We start from the raw sequence: 25,530 nt of genomic DNA, 5'->3' as shown, positions 1-25,530 counted from the left end.
CGTCTCTGATCCGGGCCTGCCAATCGTGAAGACCCCGGCGGCAACGGCCGGCTCAAGGGGCATTCGGACAGTTCCAATACCCGACGTCACCATTAAGCGTCCTGCCGCAGGTCGGCAAGGACGCCGCCGAGGCGACCGCGAAGCTGGTCCCGCTCCGGCGCAAGGTCGAGGCAGAGAAGGCCGCACGCAAGGCAGCGAAGAAGGAGAAGGCCAGGAAGGCTGCGGCCAAGGAGGCCGGCGAGAGTAAGGGCCGCAAGCCGAAGAACGACAAGGTGAAAGCCCAGGCCAAGGCCGCTAAGAAGAGCACGCGCCGCAAGCCCAAGCAGTAGGTTCCCGAGCGGCCCCGCTCACGCATCGCTCACGCAGGCAAAGTCACGGCAACCTAACCGTGTGACCCGTCATGCCCCGGGCAACACAAAACCCCAGGTCACGCGCTATGTGACCTGGGGTTTGGCTGAGCCGCCTTCGGGATTCGAACCCGAGACCTACGCATTACGAGACCGTGAGTGATCGTGTTGCCTGGTGACAGCTGATGCTGCGTGATGTTGTTGTGCCTGATCAGACCACATGCGCCGTGCTGAGCGCCGGTACCTGGTGCTGCACCGTCCAAAGGCGTCCGGCCACCCCTCGGCCACCGCAGGCCTCCTACGCCGCGCTTCGACGCCTGCAAACAACAGTTGTCGGACCTCCACAGGCTACACAGGCTACACAGGCTACACAGGCTACACAGGCTACACAGGGAGACTAGCGGTCGTTCTGGGCACGGGTCATGGGCTGCCCGCCGTCACCCCACCGACCTCCGCGTGAGTTCATCGGCCACAACGTGAAGCCAGCGGGTGAGCGATTTCACCTGCTTCCCCCGCAGGAGCACGCCTGCTTCCGCATGGGCGGCGGTTCCCCCTGGAGTGAGGTTGGCGGAGCCGACGTACGCAAGCTGATCATCGGCGAGCACGACCTTGAAGTGGACTCCTAGCCCACTCTCGTCCCAGGAACACACCTTCAACCTGCCGCTGGCTACGCCGGCCGCCTCCCGCAGAACGGCCACCGCTTCCACATTGGCGTCTGAACGGTCTGGCGCGGACCAGCCCAACGCCCTGGTTATCACCGTGGCCGTCCCACCAGCCGCCACAAGGGCGGTGAGGGCTGGCGCCAGAGCGATGGCCAAGGACGGATGTAGGTAGGGTGCGGCGATCACCAAATGCTTTTGGGCGCTCTCCGCGACCAGGCGAATCGTGCGGCCGGTGTCGAGTGGGAGCCCCGGTCCCCCGTTGTCTCGCGACATCGTGCCGAGGGAGTCCTTCAAGAAGGCCGGGACCGTGAGCACCAGTTCCCATCCGTCCTCGACCGACATCGCCGCCATGGCGTGTGCTCGGGCAAGAAGCAATGGCGCCGCCCCTGTGAGCTGTCCGGCTTCGTCAAGAACGCTGGCGTGGGTAAGGGCGTACGGCACGAGACGCCGATCGGTCACCACGTTCGCGATGAGGGCCGTCACCTCGGGACCGGTGCCTCCGGCGGCCGCGATGTCGGTCGCGGCCGCCGCAGTGCCCACGGGGTCCGATGCCTGCAGGAGGAGGGAGACCAGGGGTCTCAGCGGCTCCAATACCCGCGCCATCGTCGTTCGCCTTTCGTTCGGGGTTGGGAGGAGGCGCCGACGGAGTCGGATACGAGCGGCGGGAGCGTACCGAACAGCAGATTGCGATCCAGCACGGTATTGAACCTCGCGCAGGCGACCTCGGAGATGTGGAGGCACGCCGCACACGCCCCACCGAAGTCGCGTCGGCACGGGGGATCGAAGACGCAGCGAGTCTCCGCGTCCAGTTCACACAACGCGTCCTCAAGGTCGAACCTGTAAACATGTTCGAGCCCGCCGAGGGTGAAATTACTGCGGGTGTTGGCATAGACGAGGTAGGCGCAGTTTGACGGGAAGAGGTACTCCCCTAGCGAGTCGACGTTGAGCCCGCACCTGGTGGCGAGGGCCTTCATCGTGCGGTGCGCCATGGAGTGGACGAGACTGAGGACAGCCTTCGTCACGGGGTTTGCGGGAGCGTTGAAGGCGTCCAGCACCGGATCACTGAATTGGAAGATCCATTCCTGAGCCTCCTCCTGGGTACGCAGGCGGGGATCCTCGATGACACCAGAGTCGACGAGCCACCTCACCACGGCGAGCTTGTCCAACTCGAACAGCAGGCCCTCGGTTTCAGTACGCACCCCATACATCGGGAACTTACTGTCACGGCCAGCCGGGAAGAAGCGGAACCGCTGCCGAGTCTGAGTGCCACGACGAGTGGTGGCCACCGCGTTGCTGCTGATCCTCGTGTGTCCCGCCACGATGTAGGCGATCGGGAGCTCCCGCAACAGCGTCACGTCGGCGAACCCGTAGTGAGAGATCAGCTTGGGATACTGCTGATAGTAGGCCTCCAGTTGGGTCCCAGCCTCGCCGTCCAACAGGTTTTGGACCGTCAAGGGCTTGGCGTCCCAAGCTAGGCCGAGCTGTCGGCATTCCTCCCCGAAGGCCTCAATGGTCTCCGGATCGCGGCCCAAGGCATCGACACGCGCACCCCAGGCTGGCGCGTCGTCTTCACGTGTCCTGGCCGTGGCGATGAGTTGGTCGTAGAGCTCGTCGCCAGGATTGAGGCCGAGTGTCTGCGCCATCTCTCTCGCCTGCTCTACCGCACCTCCTGTCGCACTGGCGCCTCCGGCCTGCCGGAGGCCCTCGGCTCCTCTGGGTAGCGCACCAAGGCTCTGCGCCACTGCGGCGCCGTACACGCCTTCGTAGGCGAGTGCGCCATAGTCACCCCGAGTAGGCGGGTTGATGACGGTGATCTGTTGCGGGTAGTAGGCCGCTGTTTGGGGGACCCGCATCACCTGGGGACGGCCGTCGCGACAGGTTGAGCACCATTTGACGATGGGCTCATCGGAGCGCCGATGGCAACGGTCGCAGCTCCAGTACCAGCGGGAGGTGTTCAGGTCGCGAGTGTTGTTAAGGCGCATCGCAGCGCGGCAGCCGGCACCACACCGAGGCGCCGTGATCTCGCTCAGGTGGCCACACTCGTGTACCTCGCACCAGGAGAACTGTTCCATCCGCCCGTGGCTAGGGGTGGGGCAGGTGGGCGCGGTGTCCGTCAGACGGATGTGTCGGAAGGCGCCGCAGGCGCGGCACAGGAAGGTGTTGGGGAAGCGAACGGCGCGGAGGTCCTCGGCCTTCACGAGACTGAATTGACGACGGTCGATCGCGGTCAGCTCGGCGCTGGCTCGTGGATCATTGTTCGCCGCGCTGGCGAAGGGCAGGAGGAGCCGGCGGAGTTGTGGAGCCACCCAGCCCTCGGGAACGTCAAGAGGGGTTACCTGGCGAGGTGGCTCGCCGAGGACTGAGCCCTTGGAGGACCAGTTATAGGGCTGGCCCGGCATATAGCGCCAGAGCGCCTGGATGTTACTGCGGTTGAGCTGTTCGAAGACCATGGGGACTCTCTCCGAGAGCTGGAGTGGAACGACGAGGAGCGACGCGGTATGGGCGTGCGGCTACAACTCGCCGTAGATGGTCAGGGGCTCCTCGATATCGCGAAGCGATCGGGGCACGGAAGGGTGCAGCAGATCAGGGAGACGAGTGCCGGCTTCCGCACGCAACGGGAGCATGGCCAGGTGGTCGTCGACCCAGCTGTCGATGGCCTCGCGGTGCATCCGGTGGTAGACACTCGTGTCGTCGATGGCGAACCCATGACGCAGCAGGGACACGAGTAGCGCTCGGTCGAGCGCTCCGACATCCACTGCGTCACGGAACGCGGTGGAGTCCGCCAGAGAGCGTCGTCTGCGTCCCCCTGTGATCCAGCCACGATCGAGGACCTGTAGAAGCCAGGCCATCAATCCGCCCGGCAAGACTCGTTTGAGGACGGGCACCGACTCGCGGTTCACGGGCACCTTGTGAACAAGGCGGTCCAGGTAGCGGATCCACTCGGGGTAGTAGCGGAAGACGCTCGCGTCCCGGTCTCGGCTGGGGTTGATCACGTTCACGACCAGTCCGGGGAAGCGGCGGCCTACGCGGGCGGACGCCTGGATGATCTCCGACGCCTGGGTCGGAGTTCCCATGACGGCCATGACGCCAAGCCGGGCGACGTCGAACCCGTGCCCGATCGCTTTCGTGGCGGCGATGAGCCTGACGCGCTCCGAAGCGTCGCCCGGAGGCTTCCTCAACCGGGCGACGGCCGACCGAATCACCTCAGGGCTGGTATCACCATTGATGATCGCGAGGTTGTCCTCGCTGTCCAAGAGTTCACGCACTGCGGGGTCCCGGATGAAGCTGGTCAGGTCCTCGTTGCGCAGACAGTAGGCAACTAGGACCTCGAAGAGATCCTCACCCGCGCGTCGTGCTTCCTCGACCATCGTGGGGTCGTTGGCGTCGAGACCCGCTTCCGCGACGACGCCCTTGGGGTCGTCGCACAGGTCGCGTACCCATTGGTCGTGAACCACCGCGACTTCCCTGGTGGCGGTCACCATGGTGCTTGCCCGAGAGCGCACCCCCAGGAAGCGGCGCAGCGGGTCGCCCTTCCGTGTGGTCGACCAGAATGTCTCCCCGGCCTCGGGACCGTTGACAGGGAAGCGCCGGGCTTCACGGTCGTAGAGGTGACGTACCTGGTTCTGGTAGCCCTCAATTGTTGCGGTGGCGGCGACGATCTGGAACGGATCGTTCTTGAGATGCTCGCTAATCCTCTGCAGCAACGACTCGTACATGCCGTCCAGCGCGCCCAGGCTCTCGTCGAGCAGGTGGAGTTCATCGGCGATCTCCAGCCGCACATGTCCGAATCCCTTGGGTACCGCGCGCCGTACCTCCTTGCACCCGAAGACAGAGCACCAGACGGGGTTAGCGGAATAGCCGTGCTTGGGGCACAGAGAGTGAGGACGACCGAGGAGGATTTGGAAGGCCTGGTTCTGGCCGAGTTGCGCGAGCTTGTCGACGGTGCCGACGAGTACGGATGGCGCCCGACGGTAAATGTCGTCGTCCACTCCCCAAACGGGCAGGACGCCGGCCAGTTCACACGCGGAGTTCTCGCAGATGTGACGCATGGTGTGGCTCGGGTCGTCCCACCTGACCGTGAGGCTCTGATCACACAACGGGCAGTCGTCCAAGACCCTGCACGCCTCGGCGGTCGCGGGATCGGTGGGATCCGGTCCGTTGTAGTAGTTGCTGCCGTCGGGCTTACGCAGCCGGTTCGGTGTGTTGCCGCCGCCGACGAAGTATCCGATGCCGAAGGCTCCCGTGTCGCGGATGCGTGGATCCTCTCGCCGCAGGATCTCCGCGTTCATGACCATCTTCGCGAAGCGCTCGGTCTGCTGGAGGGCCAGTAGGCGCAAGGGGAAGCGGGCCCACACTTGAGTGCCTCGGGTGACGCCGGTGTACCTGCCGTAGAAGAGCGTGACGAGCATCAGGCCGAGGTATGCCTCGGACTTGCCTCCACCAGTCTGGAACCAGACGATGTTCACCTCGCGGTGACTCTTGGGGTCAACCATGCCGGGCAGGCATCCAACGATCCAGGCGATCTGAAACGGGCGCCAGGCGTCATATTGGCCGTCAGCAGCGGCCTTGACGACCTTGTTCGCCGCCACGAAGGCTTCCCGCACGTTCGCGTCGGAACAGAGGATGTCCAGCCCGGCACGCACCCAGGCCGCCTCCGCACGAGCGACCCGCGCGTCCTTTTCCGCCTCCGCACGCGCCTTGTCGTTCCAGCCACGCGCCTCGTGGAGGGCGTCCAGCGCGGACGTGCCCCAGTTCTCCTCAACCCAGACGTCCAAAAGCTCTACGAGCGTGGAGACGGTCCCGACCGGGTCCGCGACGAGAGAGTCGAAGGAAGTGTCGATGCGGACCTCTCGGCCAGCGGCATCCTTGGACGTCTCCCTTGGATACGCTCGCCAAGTAGGCTCCGTCGCGGCGAACTCGGTTCGAAGCGTGGTGCGTCCGCCATGGTCGCGATGCGAGACGGGGGACGCGTGACCAAACGCGGGCACGGTCCGCTCATAGCGGTGCGACTGGGCAACCTGCTCCAGCTCGTACGGTTGGACGCTCGTGTCGAGCGTCGCCGTCAGGACGACCTCGTACAGACGAGTGTCCAGGTACGCCTCATCGTAGGGTCGAAGACCGTCGATGAGCTGATCTCGTGGCGCGGGGGTGGTGTTTACCACCGCGACGAAGACCTCGAAGACACCATCGACCCGCGTGACCTCGATCTCAACCGCCGCCCGATGTTCGGGCAGGATGATGTCCTTGGCCGGGAGTAGATTGCGAGCGCTGTACGCGGCCCACGTCCGCTCATCGACCAAGTCGTGGCTCTGAGGCAGGGATCCGTTCACAGGCGCGCCCAAGCGCTGTTGGAAGGGCTGGTGGCCGTGACGCGTCGCGGCCGAACGCATGGCCGCGACGATCTCCTCCTCGCCGACGCGCATTGACAGGGCCTCGCCCGCAGGGATGCGCACGGGGATGCGCACGGGGTCCATCGCGGCTTTCGCCCACACCTGGGCGAGGGGGTACTTAGAGGCCGCGCCGTTTCCCGCCGCCCCGCGGGTCCTCAGCGAGCCGCCTCCGGCCATTCCGTTAGACGTCCGCGCTGCCCCTGCTGTCCCTGCGTTTACGACAGCGCTGTTGGAATCGATCACGTCGAGTGTGGTGCTCGCGGAGGCGCGCTGTTCATCGACGGTTGGATGCAGCGCCAAGAAGGTTGCCGCAGAGACCTCGATGGTGAGGGTGTCCGGCAGCGTCCGCACCCGGAAGGAGAAACCTTGTGCGGGTGGGGTGATCTGAAGGCCGCGGAAGCCAGCGTTGGTCTCGTAGACCAACTTCGCCTCGCTCGCGAGCATGCCAAGCCAAAGCCGCTTCTGCGGTTGGTCAAGGAGCCGAGTCCCGGTAGGGATGGATGTACCAGTGGCTTGGCTGACGATACGCCGGGAGAGACAGCCGAGGAGGGCGTCGTATCGCTGCGCTGGTGTATCGGCCGGCACGGACGCACGGCCATGAAGGAACGCCGACATGGCGAAGCTCCTGGGTCGAAGGATCTAGGCAAGAAGCCGATTGGCACGTCCGGGAAACCCCTCGCGTGACCTGCGATGTGATGTGAGAGATGAGAGCTATGTGCGTACTGCGCTTCTGACCTCGTAGCGTAGCACCACTCGAATACGCTCGGCTCCTCGCTTCGCAGTAACCCCGCTCACCCCAAGTTCCCTTGACTGACCGTCACGACTCCTCCGGAAGGGGCGATCAGACACCCTGCTCCCAGGTGGGCGCCCCAGCTGCGCTCTCGTAGGACGCATGTGAACTGGTGTCTCCTGCTGACGAGTCGTACAAAGGTCCGAAGTAGCCCTCCGCTCAGCGGTAGGCACTGACCGCAGTGACGTACAGTCCGCATGCCGTCGCGGTGGCGCTGGCGCCGATCAGGATCGCGATGGCAGGGCGCGTGCCACCGCGCCAGGCGGTGAAGGCTGCGGCGCTGCCGACATGCAGAGCGGCAGAGAGCGCAAGGAGCAGGGCCAGGGTCTGGACAGTCGACATGGAGACGGCTTCCTTCTTGGGAGAGTGGCCTCGGGATGGGGCCTGTTCACCGGTGACCGTGTCTGTCCAGGGCTGTGTCCTGCATCGAGGTACCGCATGATTGGACACGAAGGGCTGCGTTCTCACTGGTGGCGGCTCTAGGGTTATCAGCGTCCGGGTCTGTCCAGTCCGGACACGGGTTACGTCTGCGGGGGCAGTCTTTGGCGCAACAGCCGGATATTTATGAGGACTTGCGCCGGGTGGGCGCTTTCAAGCGAAGTCGGCTGAACGACCAACCCTCCAACAACTCCCTGTCGAGGCGGCCGAAGGCACCACGCTCACGTGACACGGTAGGAGCCTGGCTGCGCGGGGACCGCTTCCCTACTGGGCTGGATGCCCTGTTCTCCGTCCTGGCAGGAATCCGCGCCGAGGCAGCGAGGATGGACCTGCTGGCCGAGCGGATAGACGGCGCGTCAAACGAGACGGTGACTGAACTATTGGCCGAGGACCGCTGGGAAGCCTCGTGGACGGCCGAGAACCAACGGCGGATCGCGGCAGGTCGGCAAGCGGCTGAGCGGCAGAAGGCCGAAGGGGCCCTCGATCGGCAAGACCGCGCGGCGCGGCTTTCCGCGTTGCGCGATCGCCCTCGCCCCCTGGCTTCTTGGACGGCCAAGCGACTGGGAGTGCACCCGTCCATCTCCGGCCTCGCCACCGAACGCGCCACCGCCGGCGGCACGATGCCGAACGACTTCGTCCTCCCCGCCTATGTGCCCCGCGCCCACGACGCGCGGTTGCGGGCCCATTTGAAGGCGGCCGCAGCCGACGCCGCGCCTCAGCTGATCGTGATCACCGGGGAATCCTGCACCGGCAAAACCCGCACCGCCTACGAAGCGGTGAAAGCCACGATTCCGGATGATTTCACCCTCTTATTCCCCACGGACACCGACGGACTGCTGGAAGTGTTGTCCGCCGACGCACTCGATGCGCGTACCGTGCTGTGGCTGAACGAGGCCCAGAATTACCTGATCGCCCCTGCGGGCGAGGTCGCCGCCGCAGCGCTTCTGCGCCGCCTCGACGCAGCCGGACCTCTCATTGTCCTGGCTACCCTGTGGCCCGACCACGACCGCGCCCTCACCGCGCCGCCCCTCTCCGGGCAGGCGGACCCATACCGTCATGCCCGTGCGCTCCTCGCCCAGGCCCGCCGGATCGCCGTGCCGGCAGCCTTCACCGACGACCTGGACACCGCCCGGGAAGCCGCCACCCCTGGATCTCCCCTCGCCGCCGCTCTTGAATCTGGGACGGCGGAGCTCACCCAGACACTTGCTGCCGGACCGGACCTGATCCGTCACTACGAGCAGCCCACCGGTCCTGACGGACACTGCGGCAGCGCACTGATCCAGGCAGCCATGGACGCACACCGTCTCGGTGTCACCAGCGCGCTGTCGCTGGATCTCTTGCGGGACGCCGCTCCCGGCTATCTCAGTGAGCGCGAACGCGCCGCCGCCGACACTGAGTGGTTCACCGGTGCACTGGCCTATGCCCGCACGCTCATCAAGCGCACCACACATCCTTTGCAGGAGGTCCCGCGTACCACTGGCATGGGCGCTCAGCCGGGGATGGTGCGACTGGTGGACTACCTTCAGCAGCACGGGCGTCGCACCCGGCGCCCGCTGTGTCCTCCCACTACGTTTTGGCGGGCCGCGGCGACCCACCTGCAGCAGCCCAGCGACCTGGTCAGTCTCGGCGATGCCGCACGCATGCGCTTCCGACTGCGATGGGCCAGCCGCCTATACCAGCGTGCCGCGGACGCCGGCGAGGCCCTCGCATTGCAACTCCTTGGTGACATCCGAGATTGGGTCGGTGACCTCAAAGGCGCCGAAGTGCTGTACGAGCAGGCCATCGACGCCGGTCAGACAAGTGCTCTCGTGCGATTGGGATTGTTGAAAGCACGGACAGGACAGTCCGGGGCGGCGGAGCAGTTCTACGAGCAGGCCGCCACCGCCCATGACCTGGGTGGCCTTGCTTTCTTGGCGGCGTCACGCAGGACGAGAGGCGATCTCAAGGGAGCCGAGGCCGCGTACCGGCAAGCCATCGACGAGGGCGCTATCGGGTCCCTGACGATGCTCGCAGACTTGTACGAGGAGGCTGGGGACCGTGAAGGCGCCCTAGCCCTCCACCGACAGGCCATCGAGGCCGGCGCCACCAGCGCACTGCTGTCACTGGTGAGAATGCAAGAAGAGGCCGGCAACAGTGCGGCGGCAGAGACCCTCTATCAAGAAGCTGCTGACGCCGGAGCGACCGAGGTGCTGACGATCCTGGCGGAGATGCACATGCGGAAAGGGGACCCCGCAAAATCCCGAGTCTTGATGCAGCGCGCCGCCGATGCCGGCGACCTCACAGCCGTGGTGTTCACCACCACCCCCTCCCCAGAGGCAACCAAAGGGCTCCGAATCAGGGCCGTCCACGCTGGCGACGCTGGCGCCCTGACGACCTTGGCGCTGCTGCAGGAGGCAATGGGCGACCTTGAAGGAGCCGCGAGCCTGCTCACCGCCGCAGCTGACATCGGGGACCAACAGCGAACCTTCAGTAGGTGGTGGCCCTACGGGCTGAACGCGGACGGCACTCCCACACCTCCTTGGTGAGGCCGCACTCTTCAGTCGATGAGGGTGGGTTGCGATTGACCATGGCCACCGCCCGCCGCTCCGAGGTAGTCAGGGTTCGGGATCATTTCCCGGTGGAGGTACCGCAGGTCCGCGCCGCAGCGCTGAGCGACTTGTAGCTGGCGCGTGCGCTCGGCTGTGGAGACGGTCTCACCGTTGCGGGTCGTGATGACGATCGCGGGTCGCTCCACCGAATCGATGGCCTCGTTCAGCGCGGCCCAGACGAGGTCACGAAAGGTTCCAGCGCGGCCCCAGCAAACGTACCGAGTGGCGTCACCGTCGCCAGCGATGGCGTAGCAGTGATTCGGCTTCTCCCCAACCGAATCGGCCTTCATCACCCAGCCGCTGCCGCATGCCGCACGGACGATTTCCTCCGGCCCCTGGAACCTATTTACCGCATAGCGGACATAGTTTCCGATACCCTCCTGTGCCCGGGCGTACTCCTTCATGGGGACATCTTTGATCCAGACCCTGGCGTCCTTCTCCGGCCCGTAGGAGAGCAGGACTCCACCGACCTTGGGATCCTCGATCCATCTCCGGTACTGGTTCGTCTTCTCGGTGTTGCTCAAGAACTCCCAGTCCAGGTCATTGGCCTGTTGGTAGATCTCAATGAGGAGGCGTTCGCGAATGGGTGCAGGCAAGTGCTGCAAGGCCACGGTGATTACTCCTGGGGGGCGCGGGTGGCGGGGAACTGGAGTCGGTGCTCGTCGTACGCGGTCTCAAGACTGGCCGCGTCCTTGATCCACTCATCCATGAGCGTGGCCACCTTTTGGTCGCTGAAGTCGATGTTCGACGGGGTGATCTTCCTGAGAGTCTCGATCTCACCATCCCCGTCAAGCGCACGCTTGAGCTTGAGTGCGGCGGCGATGCGGCGGAGGTCGCTGACGAAGTCCAACACCGTGACTCGCTCCTTTCCCTCGCGCAGGCGGAGCCCTCGCCCGAGCTGCTGAACGAAGATTCGGCGGGAGTGCGTGACTCGTGCGAAGCAGAGGATATTCACGTCCGGCACATCGACGCCCTCGTTGAGGATGTCGACCGCTGTCAGGATGGGCACCTCGCCGGCGCGGAAAGCGAGCAGGCGGTTCTGCCGTTCCCTCTTGGCGAGTCCCGCGTGGATGGCGAGGGCACCTGACCAAAGGGGGGTACGCCGCAACATGTCGGCGAGCCGCTCAGCGTGTTCGATAGTGCGGCAGAAGACGATGGCCCGGGGATTGGCCGTGGCGGCCCATGCGGTGGCCAGCTCGTCGCGGATGGCCTCGTCTCGCTGTGGCAGGAAGAGCTTCGCGTTGAGTTCGGCCAGTCCGTATGAATGGTCGCTGGCCTCGCGGACGATGTCCCAGTCGATGTCGTCGACGAACAGGCGGTAGTCGACCTGGGCGAGGTAGCCGCGCCGCATTCCCTCCTCGATCCCCAGGCTGAAGCTGGGGGCGCCGAGCTGATGGGTGATGTCGTGCTTGTCACCGCGCCATGGAGTCGCGGTGACGCCCAAGTGTCGTGCCGAGCTCAGGAGTTCCAACAGCTCGTCGTACTGGCCTTCCTCGCCTACATGGTGGGCTTCGTCGATCATGACGAGCCCTGGGCGGTACCCGAATCGCGCGGCGGACAGCGCCGAGCCGACCGTCGCGCAGGTGAGGCCGGAGAGATCATCAGGACGGGTGTCGCCCGTGAGGAGCCGCGTTGGGACGTCTTTGGTTAGGTGTCGCCAGAGCGCCCGCTCTAGTTGCTGGACGAGGTCTTTGGCGTGTGCGACGACCAGGACCTGGTCCTGGGGAGCGCGTCGCAGGTGCGCCGCGATCACCTCGCCTCCGACGACCGTTTTGCCCAGGCCCGTGGCCAGCACGAGCAGTGCACGACCAGTGGCATCGAGATCGGCGGTCAGCGCCTGGAGTGCCTCGGCCTGATAGGGCCGAGGGGTCACTCGTCCAAAGCGGGGCGGTACCCGGTCGAAGCTGGTCGTTAGGTCTGTTCCGCCCCACAAGAGGATTCCAGGGCCTAGGCGTGCCAGGTTCGCCACGCGCTGCCGAGCGTCAGGGCTGAAGCGAGTGTTGGTGACAACGACCGCCTTGTGGGCGCGATAGTGATCCCGGGCGCGAGCGACCTCGTCCACCGCGTCGGCTCCTACGGCTCCGCGTCGCTTCCACTTGCATTGGACTACCCAGGTCTCGCTCTTGTGGAGGGCGAGAATGTCGCCGCCCTCGTCGCCGGAACCGTCGATGTTGGACACATCGGAGAAGCCCAGGTGCCACAGGAGGCGTTCGATGCGGCGCGGAAACTGCAGTGGGCCGGAGTCCAGCAGGGAGGCGGCGTCGAGGAATTGCATTCCGCTCTCCCTACGTGTTGTCAGCGAGGTCGCGCGCGATGAGGCGGCAGCTGATCCTGATCCTGGCCAACTCCTCGACGTCGAGGCGTGGACGGTGCTGTTCCAGCAGCGCGAGGTCCCCCAGGGGGTTAATCAGTCGCTCCACGACGAGCTCTCGCGCTCCGGGATCGCTTAGAGCGATGTACCCGCGCTTGAAGACGCACCCATCGAGGAAGGTCTCCGGGGAGTCCTGGATGATGCGGATGACGGCGCTGGCCGGGACATAGCGGATGAAATCTCCATTGGAGATCGCGTCGTTCCAAGGGGACGCTCCACCGGCCTCGACCGCGAACCGGCGTTCGGCGTCGGCTCGTTCGTCCTTCGTGAGCAGCAGCCAGTGCACCGCTGGGTTCGCCGAAACGGGCGCCACCATGGCCATACGCACCTGTTCGAGGAGCCGCTCGGATTCCTCCGCCGTCGCCGCCGGCGTCAGCCTAGGGCTGGAGGTGTGGGTCTTGAGCTGCGCGACGATCTCGCTCAGGGGCATCGACACGTTGTTCGCCCGTACTCGCATGAACTCCGCGACCTCGACGAGCGCCAAGTCGCGCATGTCCGTCCCGTATTCACGGAAAAGCGAGTGACCGGTGTCGACGAATACCTCCAACTGCGGGGCTCGGACCATCGAGACGATCACAGGCGCGGGCCGGCCGTCTTTGGTGACCAGATGCTGGCCGCTAACCGCCCAGGCCGTCAGGTCCACGCGGCCCAGGTCTTCGAGGTAGTACGGGCCCGTCAGGTCCACGATGGGGTCGGCGTGGTCTCGGTATCGCTGGAGCCGTTGGTCCAACGTCTCCACCGGTGCGGCATCGTCGTCGGGCGGTTCTTGGCCCGCCGTGGTCGTGTCGGGCTCCGCACCGCCTTCAGTGTCGTCATCCGGGTCGAGGAAACCAGCCCCGAGCCCGGGGAGGATGTCATCCTTCCCCGGTTCCGGTTCTGCGGCTATCGGGTTGTCGTGTTGGTAGGCCGCGCGATACCACACCTCATCGGTCTGGTACTCGTAGCCGCCCATCCGCATCAGCCCGGCCCACTTCGCCGCCGTCTCGTGGAGGGCGTTACGTCCGTCGCCCGGGATCAGGTAGTTGAGCCCCGGGTCCTGGCGACGGAAGCCCGCGTAGAGCAGGCCAAGAGGGCTGCGGTTCTCCGGCAGCCCAAGGCTCTTCGCGATCTTCGGACGCAAGGGGCTGGTCCCGCGGATCTCGCGCAGGACTTGACGCCATTCGGCTGTGTCGAACTCGAAGGCGGTCTTCTGGTAGTTCGGAGCGACGTGATCGCAGTGGATCTCACCGACGATCCGGCCCATCTGCACGGCTCCGGAGTCGATGGGGTACTCAAGCTCCGCCTCAGCGATGCTGTCCTCGTCTTCCCAGTAGAAGACCCGTTTGTCCTTGAGGAGGATCTTGCGTCCGTTGCGAAGGAAGTCCAGGCCGTAGTCGGTGCGGTGGACGTACCGCTGGATCCCGATCCAGCCCCAGATCTTGCGCTCCCTCAGTTCCAGGCGGTCCTGCGCGCATTCCTCGCATCGCTCCGCGTCGGCGGAACTCCAATATCCGCAGGCCATGCAGGCGTTCTTGGGGCTCAGCGCGTGATTGATCTTCTGGACAGCGTGGATCTCCACGCCCTGGCGCGTGACGGTCCGCTTCTCGTCCCAGACGCAGGGCAGGCGTGGCCTGACCTTCTTGCTGTTGAGCGTGAGCAGGAAGCCCTTCTCCGACAGCAGGTAGCTGTAGACGTCTCCGAGCTTCTCCCGGATCACGTTCTGCGTCTGCGGGCGACAGAGCGTGGCGTACTGCTCCTGCTTGAGGTCGCTGATCGTGACCGTGGTGCCATGCTCTTCACGATTGGTCTTGGGCACCGTGCGGTATGGCGCCTGGTACTTGGAGGAGTTGGCGATCCGCACCAGGTCCAGGGTCACCTCGATCCAGTCCGGGTCGCCCGCCCGACTGGTGCGCACAGTGGTACGCCGACCGAGTCGCGCCGTGCTGATGTTGAAACCCATGCCGAACAGGCCGAGGGAACCGTGTCGACCATTGCTCGTCCAGCCCGCGCTGATGGCGTTGGTGACTGCCTCCAGGCTCATGCCCCGGCCGTTGTCCCGCACCGTGATCTCAGCCGTCGCACGCTTCGAGTTCGCCGGAGGGAGCGACACCGCGACCGAGGGCCGGTCCACCGTCTCGCCGGCCGCCTGGAACTCGTCGAAGGAGTTGTCGATCAACTCAGCCAGGCACTGCCAGTGCGAGAACTCGATGTCGCCGAGCACACCCAAGATGCGCGGGTGTGGGGTGACATTGATGTACTGGTTCTCGGTCACAGCCGGCCCCCGTCTTCGTCGTGAACACATGCCTGGCAATCGGGACGTAGAGCGCGCCCACCAGCGTCAGGCTGCCCACCGTCGGCCCCGGTCAGGCACGCTCCTGGAGCATCCATCAGCATGCCGTCAACCCTAATGGGCGGCACCGACACCTGCGGGACAAAGATCTCGAACCCCCTGGTGATGCCGCCCCGCCCCGCCCCGAGGAGTGCCTGAAGCCCACGCGTGCGAGACTCGCCTCATGATCCGGGAACCCGCGCAAGTCACCATCGATGCGAGCGGCCGTGTGCAGATTCCCTTGGGGATTCTCGCCGAGGCAGGTCTCGATACGGAGAGTCCCGTCCTCGCGTACAGCGATGGTGACGGCCGTATCGTTCTGCGCAGGTTGAACGACGCCATCGATGACCTACTGCTCGGCGAAGAGCTGTAAGTACACTTCGCCGGTCCCACCGCGGACCGCTGAGATAACCCGCCGGGCCACGTCATCCGGCGCCTCGTGTTCCCAAGCCCGGATGACCGTCCAGCCGGCTTCCTCCAGGATCCGGTTGGTCTCAGCGTCCCGCCGCTGGTTATCGGCGAACTTCTCCCTCCAGAAGTCCGTGTTCTTGGTCGCTGGTCGGTGATGTTCCGGACAGACGTGCCAGAAGCAACCGTCAACGAAGACCGCGACTCTGGCCTTCGGGAACAGCACGTCCGCGCTACGCCGGAGGCCCTGGATCGGCGGCGTGTTGACCCGGTAGCGAAGCCCTTCCTTGAAGAGAAGTGACCGGAGGACCTTCTCGGGCTTCGTGTCCCTTCCGCGGTTGCCTTTCATGGACGCACGGACCGCCGGAGTCGAGGCTGTAGAGTTTTCGGGCAAGGTCTCCTCGCTCAAGAGGCCCTTAGCCCAGGCCAGCCGCCACCCCTCAGCGAGATTGGCCGCACGGGTGTCATGCTCGACCTCACCCAGGTAGCGCTCCGGGGACTTCCGACCATCGCCCCAACGCAGTGACGCGCGGATGCGCCGCGTCTTGGGCAGGATCCTCAACGAGACGGAGGCGTGAGCCACGCGTCCATCGCCTAGATCAACCACCCGCCGATGGCGACCACCCGCCGCTTTGTCCTGTTCGGCGGACAGAGCTTTCCGAGTCCGTCCCGCCCGCCCCTTCCAGGCACGATCTGGGGGCAACTTGTCGTTCCACCGGTTCTGATGTGGTTTCGACATATCGCTCACGACCTTGGCCCCGGCGCCGCATCGAGGGCCTTGGCTACCGCCTCGGCGAAAACCGCCCCCAGCTTCACCGGGACCGCGTTGCCCAGTTGCCGCATCTTCTCCCCCCGAGGGCCTTCGAGCTTCCAGTCGTCGGGGAACGTCATGACGCGGGCGGTCTCGCGCACGGTCATATACCTGTGCCGGTAGGTGGTGCCTCCGGGGGTTTCCAGTTCATCAGTCAGCATGACCGACTCGCCGCCAGGGACACCATGCACGCCGGCTTTAACGGTCTTGGCTGGACGGTCCAGTTCGTTGGGCGTATGACCCTTGTAGATCCGTGCGTCGGGCCATCCGATGTGATCGGTGAACCCCCCGGCGCGATATTCACGACGGTCTAGCCTGTCCCAGGGGATCTTCGGTAGGGGCCTGCCTTCGTTCTCATCGATGCCAGCGATAGCGTCCCGGAAGGTACGCCAGGGCTTCGATCCATCCGATTCGAGTGGAACGTCCTTAGGGATCCTGGCCATGACCCGGGCGCGCACACGCGGGTCCACGTCGTGACGTTTCCAGTAGGAGTCGTCGAGCATGGACCGGTACAGCGCATCCTGTGAGTATTGGGGAAGCACATCCTCCTTGAACTGGTCGATATCGACCCCGAGGTCCTCCCGAAAGGCGACGATGATGATGCGGTGCCTGATCTGGGGGACCCCGTAATCGGCGGCGTTCACGCGTGTCATCACCACCTTGTAGCGCTCCGAAGGGTCACCGGCGGCCTTACTCGCGGCATCGACGAGAGTTTGGTCGTGCTCCTGCCAAGTAGCCTCCGGATCGCGCAGCTCGAACGGCATCTCCAACTCGCGCAAGATGTAGTCGAGGTAGGGCTTGAACGATGGCCTGAGTAGCCCGACAACGTTCTCGCAGATGACGGCCTTGGGGCGAATCTGACGCATCGCCCTGAACATCTGCGGGAACATGTTGCGTTTGTCCTCGTCCCCCTTGGCGATCCCGCCCAGGCTGAACGGTTGGCACGGCGGGCCGCCAGCGAGCACGTCCACACGACCGAGCAGATAGCTCATATCCAGCTCCTGGACATCCCCCGCCACCAGTGGCCACGGCTCCCCGGGCTCAGGGATGCGCTCCTCGTCTCCTCGAAGCTTGGCCCCGTTCGCCTCCAAGGTCTGACACGCCCGCGGGGCGAACTCGTTGAACAGCAATGGCCGGAAGCCCGCCCCATGGACCGCCATCGCCAGGCCGCCCGCGCCCGCGAACAGCTCGACCCCGGTGCGATCCCGCTTTGGCTCTTCTTGCAGTTCAGACATTGCGAAAGCATACCGCGGAAATTGTGATGCGTGTGACGGTTTTAGAGAAAGTTCACCTCATTCCCACGACTGGCCGAAGGTGGTTCGACCGGTGATCCAAGCGGTTATCGAAGACCCTCGCGGGGCCCGTGGACCAGGGGGCGGACCCCTCGGGTCCGAGACCAAGCGGTGTCCGTAGGGAGCGTGACCAGGTCGGTGAGGAAACCCTCCCCCCTTCCGGCTCGCGCATTTCCACGACCTGTCGATCAAGCAAGTCACCGAGATCATCTGCTGGCCGTTCCAGCCCCACCCCTCGCCGCGAATGGCCCAGGTCACATGAGGTCGCACGCCGACCGTGGTCGACCGGCTCGCGCGACGACTCGTCCGAGCCCACCGCCAACGTTCCCGCCCTCGTCGGGGGAGAGAGCCGCAGAGCCGGTCGGCTCTGGAATGGAGTCGACGCCATGCACCCGCCCGACGCGCCGGCCCGCATCGGACGCCGATCGACGGGTTACACGAGGCAGCCTGGCGGCCGCCCGCGCGTAGCGCCCTGATCGGGGCCGCGGCGACGCCCGCTGTGACCACCTGCCGCCGGCCCCCTCCCCGCGTACCGAGCGGTTCACGGGCGCGGCGGCCTACCGCGCCAGGCCGCGAACAGGCCCAGCCCGACGCTGGTGACCGCGGTGAACGCCTCGGGGCCGGCCAGCATGAAGACGCCCGTCGCCAACGTGATCAGGATCAGCAGCGCGACCAGATCAAGTACCCGATCGCGGGTCGGTGCCTCCGGTACCGGTACACGGGTCGATGCCTCCGGTACCGGTACAGGCGCGGGAACGGCCGGAGAAGTGGCGGGCGACGTGGGCTCATCGATTTCATCCATGCGCCCAGCACACCAGCCTCACCCGCCGCGTCCCCCACAGCACGAACAGACCCGGATGAGCCCGGTCGTCGCAGGCCATCGCCGTACGGCTTGGCACCTCGGGCGAACACCTACTCTGTATGGTGGTGTTCAGCGGAATTCGGTGATGTTCGGCAACCAGCGTCGTACGCTGAGTCCCAGAGACCATCGGGGGGACGTACGTGGCGCATGAGGACGTCTCCGCAGTCGTGTATCAACGAGAACTAGCGGACTTCGCCTCCAAGCTCCGGAAACTGCGAATCGAATGCGGCGACCACCCCCTGCGCGACATCAGCAGTGCCGCACCCTCTGGACAGTCGCTCTCAGCCTCCGCGATCAGTGAGGTTCTCGGCGGAAAACGCTTGCCGAGCATCAACTTCCTGATCGGCCTCGTCCGAACGCTACTCAGTCTCGCGAACGACAACCAGCACCCTGTGGGCCGGAATGATCCAAGGGTCGAGCCCTGGCGTACGGACTGGACCCGGCTCGCGAACCTACGTGACGAGGCCCGCCACGCGCCGCCCACGCCCGAGTCGGTGCAGCCGCCGGTCGTGGACGACGCTCCGCAGCGCTCAGCACAAGTGCGCGAAGCTCCGGCATCGCCGACGGACACGCCCGCGCCGATGGAGAACCGTCAGCCCCTGAGGTTTCGTCACTCACCACCGGTCCTTCCTCACTCCGGCTTCGTATGGTCCGTGGCGTTCTCACCCGACGGCGAGCTGATGGCCACCGGCAGTGCGGCCGGGATCGTGACACTCTGGGATCCAGCCACCCGCCAAGCGGTCGGCCAGCCGTTGACCGGCCACACCACGACCGTAAGGTCCGTCGCGTTCTCCCCGGACGGAGGTCTGCTGGCCGCCGCCAGCGACATGGGCACGGTACAGCTCTGGCATGCGGCGACCCGTGAAGCGGCGGGGGTACTCCCGACTACGAAAGAGGTCGCCGTCACGGCCGTCACGTTCTCCCCCGACGGCACTTTGCTGGCCACTGCCAGCTACGACCGCGAGGTACGCCTCTGGGATCGGTACACCTACGAAGCCGTAGGCAAATCGCTGGTCGGCCACACCCGCTCTGTCACAGCGGTGGCGTTCTCCCCCAACGGCGCTTTACTGGCCACCGCCAGCTTCGATGGCATGGTGCGTCTCTGGGACTCGGCCACCCAACAAGCAGTCGGCAAGCCTTTGATCGGCCATATCGGCCCCGTCAGATCCGTGGTGTTCTCCCCTAGCGGCGATCTGCTCGCTACCGCTAGCGACGAGGGCATGGTCCGTCTTTGGGACCCGACCACCCACCAGGCCGTCGGAGCCCCGCTGACCGGCCACACCGGCTCCGCCACAGCCGTCGCGTTCTCCCCCAGCGGCGGCCTGCTCGCCACCGCCGACCTCGACGGCGTGGTCCGTCTTTGGGACCCGACCACCCACCAGACCGTCGGAGCCCCGCTGACCGGCCACACCGGCTCCACCACAGCCGTCGCGTTCTCCCCCAGCGGCGGCCTGCTCGCCACCGCCGGCTTCGATCACACGGTGCGGCTGTGGGAAGCCCAGTACGCCGAGCTCGCGCCTGTCTCGACAGAGCGTGCAGGGCATGAAGAGGACTCGCCCGAAAACCTGATCGCCGAGAATACCCAACTGCGCGCCCGCATAGACCTCTTGACCGCGCGCGGCCTCGCCAGTCGAAGTGTCCTCACCGCGCTCAAGAACGGCGAAGGTATCTCTCTGGCGCCTCTGGTCGGGCACCGCGACGCGGTCTGGTCCGTGGTGTTCTCCCCTGACGGAACCCAACTCGCTACGGCGAGTGCGGACGACACGGTGCGGTTCTGGGATCCAGCCAACCGGCAACCAGTCGGCAGGCCCCTGACGAACCACCGAGACTCCGTGAGGGCGGTGGCTTTCTCCCCCGACGGCACGCTGATCGCCACAGCGGACCAGAGTGGCTCGGTACGCCTGTGGGACGCGGCTGCCCGGGTACCGGCGTCGGGTAGCCCCTTGGCCGACCACCTCGGCCCCATCACGTCGGTGGTCTTCTCGCCCACCGGGACCTTGCTCGCCGTCGCCAATGACGGTGCTGCCGTACGACTGTGGGTGCCTGCCACCCGACAAACCGCCGGTGCCCCGCTGACCGGCCATCACGGGCTCGTTACTGGGGTCGCGTTCTCCCCCGATGGCAGTCTGATCGCCACCGCCACGGATGCCGGCACAGTGTCCCTGTGGGATGCCACCAGCCATGAGCCGAGAGGCGAACTCCTGGATGGTCACAGAGGCTCCGTCAGCTCTGTCGCGTTCTCCCCAGACGGCAGTCTGATCGCCACCGCTGGCGACGATCACTCAATTCAACTGTGGGACGCGGCCACCCACCAACCCGACGGAAAACCCCTGACCGGCCATAACGACGCTGTCGCGGCCCTGGCTTTCTCTCCCGACGGCGGTCTGATCGCTACAGCCAGCAGCGATCACACTGTTCGCCTGTGGGACCCGACCACCCACCAACCCGTCGGCGAACCTCTCACCGGCCACCACGACGCCGTGACAGCGGTCGCCTTCTCGCCGGATAGCACCGTGCTCGCCACCGCCAGTGTCGACCGCACCGTTCGGTTGTGGGTGCCTCCGGCGATGAGCGGTCTCGCCGGACATCAGGGCTGATCCGGCAGGGACCGGAATAAATACTTCCTGGCCTCCATTGTTCCTTCCCGGCGATCAAGGCGGGGCGGGGAGGCTCATGAGCGATCTAAAGGTCTTCAGGGTGAGCGGCGGCCGGGCAATCGAGGTCTCGGGAGCGTCCGTGGGGGTGGAGGTCGAGCTGCAGCGGTTGATCGAGGCCAACATGGAGGCCATGCTCGGCATCCGTTTCCTGGCGTCGGAGTACCCGACTGGGCCTTGGCACCGGGGCCGGGTCGACTCGCTCGGCCTGGACGAGAACGGCACGCCTGCGCTGATCGAATACAAGAAGGGCGCCGACAGGGGTGTCCTCTCACAAGCCGTCTCCTACCTGTCGTGGCTGGACTCCGCACGTCACGAGTTCGAGGCGCTGGTCAAGGAGAAGCTGGGTTCCGAGGCCACCGAGGCGATCGACTGGCGGAATCCGCGGATGGTCTGCATCGCGGCCAACTTCTCGCACCACGACCGGGTGGCCGTGCACCGGCTGAAAGAGCGGATCGACCTGGTGCGCTACCGCGTCTTCGACGGCGAGCTGCTGAGCCTGCTGCTGATCGAGTCCACATCTGGGACTCCCAGTCCCGCTCCGGCTCGGCGGCGGAGTCGGCAGAAAGAGATGGCGACCGGCGCCAGCGTTGGGTCGGTCCAGGCGCCTCCGAGCGCGGCTCCCGCTTGCCTGCAGGACCTGTACGCCGAGCTGGACGAGGCCCTCACCGCCTGGGGCGAGGTTGAGGTGGCTCAGCTTCGGCACTACATCGCCTACCGCCGGATGGTGAACGTCGCCTCCGTCATCTTCCGTCCGAAGCACGAGGCGATCCTGGTCTACCTCAAGATCGACCCGGACACGGTCGAGCTGGAGGAGGGCTTCTCGCGCGACATGCGCGGTATCGGCCACCTCGGGACCGGCGACCTGGAGGTGCGTATCGCCTCGGCAGCTGACCTGGAGAAGGCGGGACCGCTGATCCGGCGGGCGTTCGAGGCGGCCTGACGCAAGAGGAAGGTCGGCTGGTGCATCGTTTTCCCGATGCTCCAGCCGCCCTTTTGCGTCTGCGGTCCGTCGGCCCCGGTCCGGTCGCTCTGATGCTCACGCCTCCGGTCCTGCCAGGACGAAGTCGTCCTGGGTCAGCTCCGCTCGGAGCCGCGCTTCAGCGACGTCGGCGTAATGCGAGGACAGCTCGACCCCCACGAACTGCCGACCCTCGCGGAGGGCGGCGACGCCTGTGGAACCGCTGCCGGTGAACGGGTCGAGGACGGTGCCGCCTTCGGGGCAGATCTGCACGAGCTGCTGCATGATCTCGACCGGCTTCTGGGTGATGTGGACGCGGTCCTTGCGGGGCTGGGAGGCGATGAAGTGGCCGGGCAGGTAGAGGTCCCGGTCCTTTTCGAGGCTGCCCTTGACGCCCCAGATGATGAACTCGGCCGACTGTTTGAACCCGCCCTTGCGGGGCCGGCTGGCGGGCTTGATCCAGGGGATCGTTCCGCTCCAGGTCCAGCCCGCCATCTGCAGGGCGTCGGACGTGGTGGGCTCCTGGCGCCAGTCGGAGAAGACCATGGCGACGGAGTGCTCGGTCGCGGCCCGGTATGCCTCGGTGAGCAGCGCGGTCAGCCAGCTTCGATAGCTCCGCTGGTCGCGGTTCTCACCGGGGAAGTTCTGCAGGTCGTGCGCCGATCCGGCCGTGACGTACTTGGCGCGGGCGGTGCGGCCGGTGCGGTCCGAGCTGGTGCGTCCGCCGGAGTTGTACGGGGGGTCGGTGATGACGGCGTTGACGCTCTCGTCCGGGAGGGTCTTCAGCACGGTGAGGGCGTCGCCTCGGTGCAGCGTGTAGCTCATGTGCGGGGCCTCTTTCAGGGCACGACGGGACTGGGCCCGCCCCGGACGGCGGTCAACGGCAGCCGTTCGGAGCGGGATTGCGCCGGAGGTTAGCCGCGATTTCCGGCCGCGCCTAACGAGCCTGTGCCGTGGTTCGGGCCCGGGTTCGGCGGTCGTTTGGTGCGGCCGGAATCCCGGTCTACTGTCTCGCCACGTCACCGAGGCGGAGCCCGGCTCCACCCCTGCTGAACTGTGCTGATCCGTGTTTCCGCGTCCAAGAACGCGGGCCGGAAGGCGCGTTGACTACCCGTTCCCGAAGCCGTGAGGAGACCCGGTGTACCGCCTGAGATTACGAGCGCGGCTGGCTGCCGCGCATGACCTGAGACCGGCGTCCGGGAGCTACCAACTCCCCTGACCCGGGCCCGCCCTGAGAGGCGGGATTCACATCGGCGCGGTGTCGACGGCTTTGCACGAGAAATCGGCACCGCGCCTCCTACGAACCGCGAGGAGCCGCTGCGATGCAGCACGCCCTGATACGCCCACGCCCTGACCCAACACCGTTGCCCGGCCGGGCTGTCCGCCCCGGCGAACGGCGCCGGCGATGAAGAAGACCACCGGAGCAGTCGTCGGTCTCTTCGCCTCCGGTCCGCTCCTGCTGGCCGTTCCGATCCTCGCCGTCGGGGCCGGGAGTGCCTCGGCCTCCTGCTCGGCTGGCGGTACACAGGCTGTGGATACCTCAGCCGTCGCCGCTCAGGTGAAGGCGATCCTGGACGGCGGAGGCAAGGGCACGGTCTCCGTGCCGGGCCTGGACGACCCTGCCGAGCAGATCCCCAACGCCAAGACCATCCAGGCCACCGGCGTCGCGATGAACATCCCGGCCCGTGGCCAGATCGTGGCCCTGGCGACCGCCCTGCAGGAGAGCGGCCTGCGGAACCTGACCTACGGCGACCGCGACTCACTGGGCTTGTTCCAGCAGCGACCGTCGCAGGGCTGGGGCACCGCGAACGAGATCCTCGACCCGGTGCACGCCTCGACGAAGTTCTACGAGGCGTTGGAAAAGGTCTCGGGCTGGCAGTCCCTGTCCGTCACCCAGGCTGCCCAGGCGGTGCAGAGGTCCGGTTTCCCCGAGGCTTACGCGAAGTGGGAGCCCTTGGCCACCGCCTTGCAGCAGGCGATCGAGCCGCTGCTGTCGAAGGCCGACGGCACGTCGCCGAGCCCTTCGCCGTCCGGCTCGGACAGCACGGCCACTGCTGCGTCGAGTACCGCGGGCGGCTGTACGGCCGGCGGGGACGGCACCGACTTCGGAACCATCCCGCCCGGCGCGGTGCCGGCCGGATACAAGATCCCGGCAGACGCTCCGCCCAAGGTCCAGACGGCGATCCGCTGGGCGCTCGGCCAGCTCGGCACCCCGTACCAGTGGGGTGGGAGCTGCACCGACTCCCACGGGAGCGACCCCATGGGCCGCTGCGACTGCTCCTCGCTGATGCAGCAGGCGTACAAGGCCGCCGGGGTCACCCTTACGCGGACGACGTACACGCAGGTCAAGGAGGGCAAGCCGGTATCGGTCGACGCTCTCCAGCCCGGTGACCTCGTCTTCACCGAGGGGACTGCCGAAGTCCCGGAACACGTCGGGATGGTCGTCGGCCAGGGCTTGATCGTGCACGCCCCGCGCACCGGCGACGTGGTCCGCCTCGCGACCCTCGCGTCCTGGAAGCCGCAGATCCTCGCGGCCCGCCGAGTCGTCTGACCGGCGCTTCTCCCCCTCCCCTCCTGCACTGGCGCTTCGCCCCCTCGGGCTTTGGCGTGCACTAAATCGAACTGGAGTTCACAACTATGTACCTCGTCGACAAGGTCGTCCAGCTCGCCTACGACCCCGGGATCAAGCCGAACGAGGGCGGGCTGCCGGGTCTGTCGGTCCTCAAGCAGGTGATGGGCTCGATCAACCTCTTCGGGATCATCGCCGTGGTCGGCGCGCTCGCCGTCAGTGCGGGCGTGTGGGCCTGGGGCCACCACTCCGGCGGCCACCAGGCCGAGGCCAACGGCAAGAAGGGCGTGCTGGTCAGCGCCGGCGCGGCCCTCCTGCTGGGTGCCGCGAACGGCGTGGTGGCGTTCTTCAGCACGCTGGGGAGCCAGGTCCGCTGATGTCTTCCCGCTCCACGAACCCCGGCGGCGCTTCTCGCGTGCGCCGCCGGGCGCTGCTCGGCACCGCTGTCCTGGCGGTGCTCGTCGCCCTCGCCGGCCTGGCCGCCTACCTCACCCGCGACGGCAGGACCTCCTCCAAAGCTCCCGCACCGCAGGTGAGTTCGGCTTCCCCCTCCTCCCCGACCGCTTCTGCTTCCGCCTCGTCACGACCGCACGGCAGCCGCGGCGACCTCCCCGTGCCCCCGTCCACGCACGACCCGATCGCCTTCGGCAAGGCGGCAGCCGCAGCGCTGTGGTCGTACGACACCCGCGCCTACTCCCAGCGCGAGCTGGTGGCCGCCCTGCGCGGGTGGCTGACCAGCGAGAAGAAGTACGCCGACACCGCCTCGGTCGACGCGCTCGTCCCCTCGCGCGCGCTGTGGAAGCAGATGGCCGCCAACGGCCAGTTCGCCACCGCCAAGGTGAACGAGGCGCACTTCCCCGACTCGTTCACCCAGGCCCTGCAAGCGGACCCCGGGGCGATCACCACCGCGTACGTCTACGCCGTGACGGTCTCCGGCAAACAGTCGATCGCCTGGAAAGGCTCGTCGCACGGCGGCGCCGAGAACCGCGTCACCACCCTCGCGGTCCAGTGCCGTCCCTCCCAGCCCTGCACCCTGGCCGGTGTCCTGTCGGCCGTCGCTCCCTGACCCCCACCCCAGA

Annotated in this window: 18 protein-coding genes; 7 read left to right on the top strand and 11 right to left on the bottom strand. The window is 66.4% G+C overall.

Annotated elements, in window-relative coordinates; translation table 11 throughout:
• Positions 1–784 precede the first annotated feature (784 nt).
• From ACFV9M_RS35120 to ACFV9M_RS35105, 4 genes are all read right to left on the bottom strand, one after another.
• Positions 785–1,549: a phospholipase D-like domain-containing protein gene (locus ACFV9M_RS35120; protein ID WP_385072335.1), complete on the bottom strand. Its 765-nt coding sequence runs from the start codon at positions 1,547–1,549 to the stop codon at positions 785–787.
• Between the two features lie 38 nt (positions 1,550–1,587).
• Positions 1,588–3,459, bottom strand: coding sequence for a hypothetical protein (locus ACFV9M_RS35115; RefSeq protein ID WP_385072332.1), 1,872 nt, complete (start codon positions 3,457–3,459; stop codon positions 1,588–1,590).
• 60 nt (positions 3,460–3,519) lie between these two features.
• Positions 3,520–6,843 (bottom strand): helicase-related protein, encoded by a 3,324-nt coding sequence (locus ACFV9M_RS35110; protein WP_385072329.1) that lies wholly within the window; start codon positions 6,841–6,843, stop codon positions 3,520–3,522.
• A gap of 505 nt (positions 6,844–7,348) precedes the next feature.
• A complete protein-coding gene (locus ACFV9M_RS35105) occupies positions 7,349–7,531 on the bottom strand; it encodes a hypothetical protein (RefSeq protein WP_385072326.1) in 183 nt (60 codons plus the stop codon).
• A gap of 419 nt (positions 7,532–7,950) precedes the next feature.
• Here ACFV9M_RS35105 and ACFV9M_RS35100 point away from each other — a divergent pair, with 419 nt between their 5' ends.
• Entirely contained in the window at positions 7,951–10,152 is a 2,202-nt protein-coding gene (locus ACFV9M_RS35100) for a tetratricopeptide repeat protein (protein WP_385072324.1), read from the top strand.
• Between the two features lie 11 nt (positions 10,153–10,163).
• Here the strand turns inward: ACFV9M_RS35100 and ACFV9M_RS35095 are convergent, their stop codons facing one another.
• Genes ACFV9M_RS35095 through ACFV9M_RS35085 form a run of 3 tightly spaced genes read right to left on the bottom strand, consistent with a single transcriptional unit; the run spans position 10,164 to position 14,837 of the window.
• Positions 10,164–10,826 (bottom strand): hypothetical protein, encoded by a 663-nt coding sequence (locus tag ACFV9M_RS35095; RefSeq protein WP_385072321.1) that lies wholly within the window; start codon positions 10,824–10,826, stop codon positions 10,164–10,166.
• A 5-nt stretch (positions 10,827–10,831) separates the two neighbouring features.
• A complete protein-coding gene (locus ACFV9M_RS35090) occupies positions 10,832–12,490 on the bottom strand; it encodes a DEAD/DEAH box helicase family protein (protein WP_385072318.1) in 1,659 nt (552 codons plus the stop codon).
• 10 nt (positions 12,491–12,500) lie between these two features.
• Positions 12,501–14,837 carry an ATP-binding protein gene (locus ACFV9M_RS35085; protein ID WP_385072315.1) on the bottom strand — a complete coding sequence of 779 codons (2,337 nt, stop codon included), beginning with the start codon at positions 14,835–14,837 and terminating at the stop codon, positions 12,501–12,503.
• Positions 14,838–15,078: 241 nt separating this feature from the next.
• On the opposite strand from ACFV9M_RS35085, the gene ACFV9M_RS35080 reads away from it, so the two are divergent.
• A complete protein-coding gene (locus ACFV9M_RS35080; protein WP_383495640.1) occupies positions 15,079–15,267 on the top strand; it encodes a hypothetical protein in 189 nt (62 codons plus the stop codon).
• Here the strand turns inward: ACFV9M_RS35080 and ACFV9M_RS35075 are convergent.
• The 3 genes from ACFV9M_RS35075 to ACFV9M_RS35065 form a co-directional block, all read right to left on the bottom strand.
• Positions 15,244–15,885, bottom strand: a complete 642-nt coding sequence (locus ACFV9M_RS35075; protein WP_385072313.1) for a very short patch repair endonuclease — start codon at positions 15,883–15,885, stop codon at positions 15,244–15,246. The genes ACFV9M_RS35080 and ACFV9M_RS35075 overlap by 24 nt on opposite strands.
• A gap of 161 nt (positions 15,886–16,046) precedes the next feature.
• Positions 16,047–17,348, bottom strand: coding sequence for a DNA cytosine methyltransferase (locus ACFV9M_RS35070; RefSeq protein ID WP_385072309.1), 1,302 nt, complete (start codon positions 17,346–17,348; stop codon positions 16,047–16,049).
• Positions 17,349–17,946: 598 nt separating this feature from the next.
• Entirely contained in the window at positions 17,947–18,207 is a 261-nt protein-coding gene (locus ACFV9M_RS35065; RefSeq protein WP_385102635.1) for a hypothetical protein, read from the bottom strand.
• A gap of 200 nt (positions 18,208–18,407) precedes the next feature.
• Between ACFV9M_RS35065 and ACFV9M_RS35060 the strand changes: the two genes are divergently transcribed.
• Together ACFV9M_RS35060 and ACFV9M_RS35055 are read left to right on the top strand one after the other, a co-directional pair.
• Complete coding sequence (locus tag ACFV9M_RS35060) at positions 18,408–20,864, top strand: WD40 repeat domain-containing protein (protein WP_385072306.1); 2,457 nt, start codon at positions 18,408–18,410, stop codon at positions 20,862–20,864.
• A gap of 76 nt (positions 20,865–20,940) precedes the next feature.
• Positions 20,941–21,864 carry a DUF5655 domain-containing protein gene (locus tag ACFV9M_RS35055; RefSeq protein WP_385072303.1) on the top strand — a complete coding sequence of 308 codons (924 nt, stop codon included), beginning with the start codon at positions 20,941–20,943 and terminating at the stop codon, positions 21,862–21,864.
• Between the two features lie 96 nt (positions 21,865–21,960).
• Here the strand turns inward: ACFV9M_RS35055 and ACFV9M_RS35050 are convergent, their stop codons facing one another.
• Positions 21,961–22,707, bottom strand: a complete 747-nt coding sequence (locus ACFV9M_RS35050; protein ID WP_385072301.1) for a DNA-methyltransferase — start codon at positions 22,705–22,707, stop codon at positions 21,961–21,963.
• Positions 22,708–23,287: 580 nt separating this feature from the next.
• Between ACFV9M_RS35050 and ACFV9M_RS35045 the strand changes: the two genes are divergently transcribed.
• From ACFV9M_RS35045 to ACFV9M_RS35035, 3 genes are all read left to right on the top strand, one after another.
• Positions 23,288–24,433, top strand: a complete 1,146-nt coding sequence (locus tag ACFV9M_RS35045) for a C40 family peptidase (RefSeq protein ID WP_385072299.1) — start codon at positions 23,288–23,290, stop codon at positions 24,431–24,433.
• A gap of 86 nt (positions 24,434–24,519) precedes the next feature.
• Positions 24,520–24,828 carry a DUF6112 family protein gene (locus ACFV9M_RS35040; RefSeq protein WP_046913952.1) on the top strand — a complete coding sequence of 103 codons (309 nt, stop codon included), beginning with the start codon at positions 24,520–24,522 and terminating at the stop codon, positions 24,826–24,828.
• Positions 24,828–25,517, top strand: a complete 690-nt coding sequence (locus tag ACFV9M_RS35035) for a hypothetical protein (protein ID WP_385072296.1) — start codon at positions 24,828–24,830, stop codon at positions 25,515–25,517. Before ACFV9M_RS35040 ends, ACFV9M_RS35035 begins: the two co-directional genes overlap by 1 nt.
• The last annotated feature ends 13 nt before the right edge of the window (positions 25,518–25,530 follow it).

Origin of the sequence: Streptomyces sp. NPDC059895 (genome assembly GCF_042731035.1) — a bacterium.
In the GTDB taxonomy this organism is placed as follows: Bacteria; Actinomycetota; Actinomycetes; order Streptomycetales; family Streptomycetaceae; genus Streptomyces.
This window is presented reverse-complemented; position numbering and strand designations above follow the sequence as displayed.

Coding starts and splice junctions, on each gene's coding strand:
- ACFV9M_RS35055 (WP_385072303.1), top strand. CDS start 20,941: ATGAGCGATCTAAAGGTCTTCAGGGTGAGCGGCGGCCGGGCAATCGAG.
- ACFV9M_RS35080 (WP_383495640.1), top strand. CDS start 15,079: ATGATCCGGGAACCCGCGCAAGTCACCATCGATGCGAGCGGCCGTGTG.
- ACFV9M_RS35090 (WP_385072318.1), bottom strand. CDS start 12,490: ATGCAATTCCTCGACGCCGCCTCCCTGCTGGACTCCGGCCCACTGCAG.
- ACFV9M_RS35040 (WP_046913952.1), top strand. CDS start 24,520: ATGTACCTCGTCGACAAGGTCGTCCAGCTCGCCTACGACCCCGGGATC.
- ACFV9M_RS35035 (WP_385072296.1), top strand. CDS start 24,828: ATGTCTTCCCGCTCCACGAACCCCGGCGGCGCTTCTCGCGTGCGCCGC.
- ACFV9M_RS35115 (WP_385072332.1), bottom strand. CDS start 3,459: ATGGTCTTCGAACAGCTCAACCGCAGTAACATCCAGGCGCTCTGGCGC.
- ACFV9M_RS35045 (WP_385072299.1), top strand. CDS start 23,288: ATGAAGAAGACCACCGGAGCAGTCGTCGGTCTCTTCGCCTCCGGTCCG.
- ACFV9M_RS35100 (WP_385072324.1), top strand. CDS start 7,951: ATGGACCTGCTGGCCGAGCGGATAGACGGCGCGTCAAACGAGACGGTG.
- ACFV9M_RS35065 (WP_385102635.1), bottom strand. CDS start 18,207: ATGGATGAAATCGATGAGCCCACGTCGCCCGCCACTTCTCCGGCCGTT.
- ACFV9M_RS35070 (WP_385072309.1), bottom strand. CDS start 17,348: ATGTCTGAACTGCAAGAAGAGCCAAAGCGGGATCGCACCGGGGTCGAG.
- ACFV9M_RS35105 (WP_385072326.1), bottom strand. CDS start 7,531: ATGTCGACTGTCCAGACCCTGGCCCTGCTCCTTGCGCTCTCTGCCGCT.
- ACFV9M_RS35110 (WP_385072329.1), bottom strand. CDS start 6,843: ATGCTCGCGAGCGAGGCGAAGTTGGTCTACGAGACCAACGCTGGCTTC.
- ACFV9M_RS35050 (WP_385072301.1), bottom strand. CDS start 22,707: ATGAGCTACACGCTGCACCGAGGCGACGCCCTCACCGTGCTGAAGACC.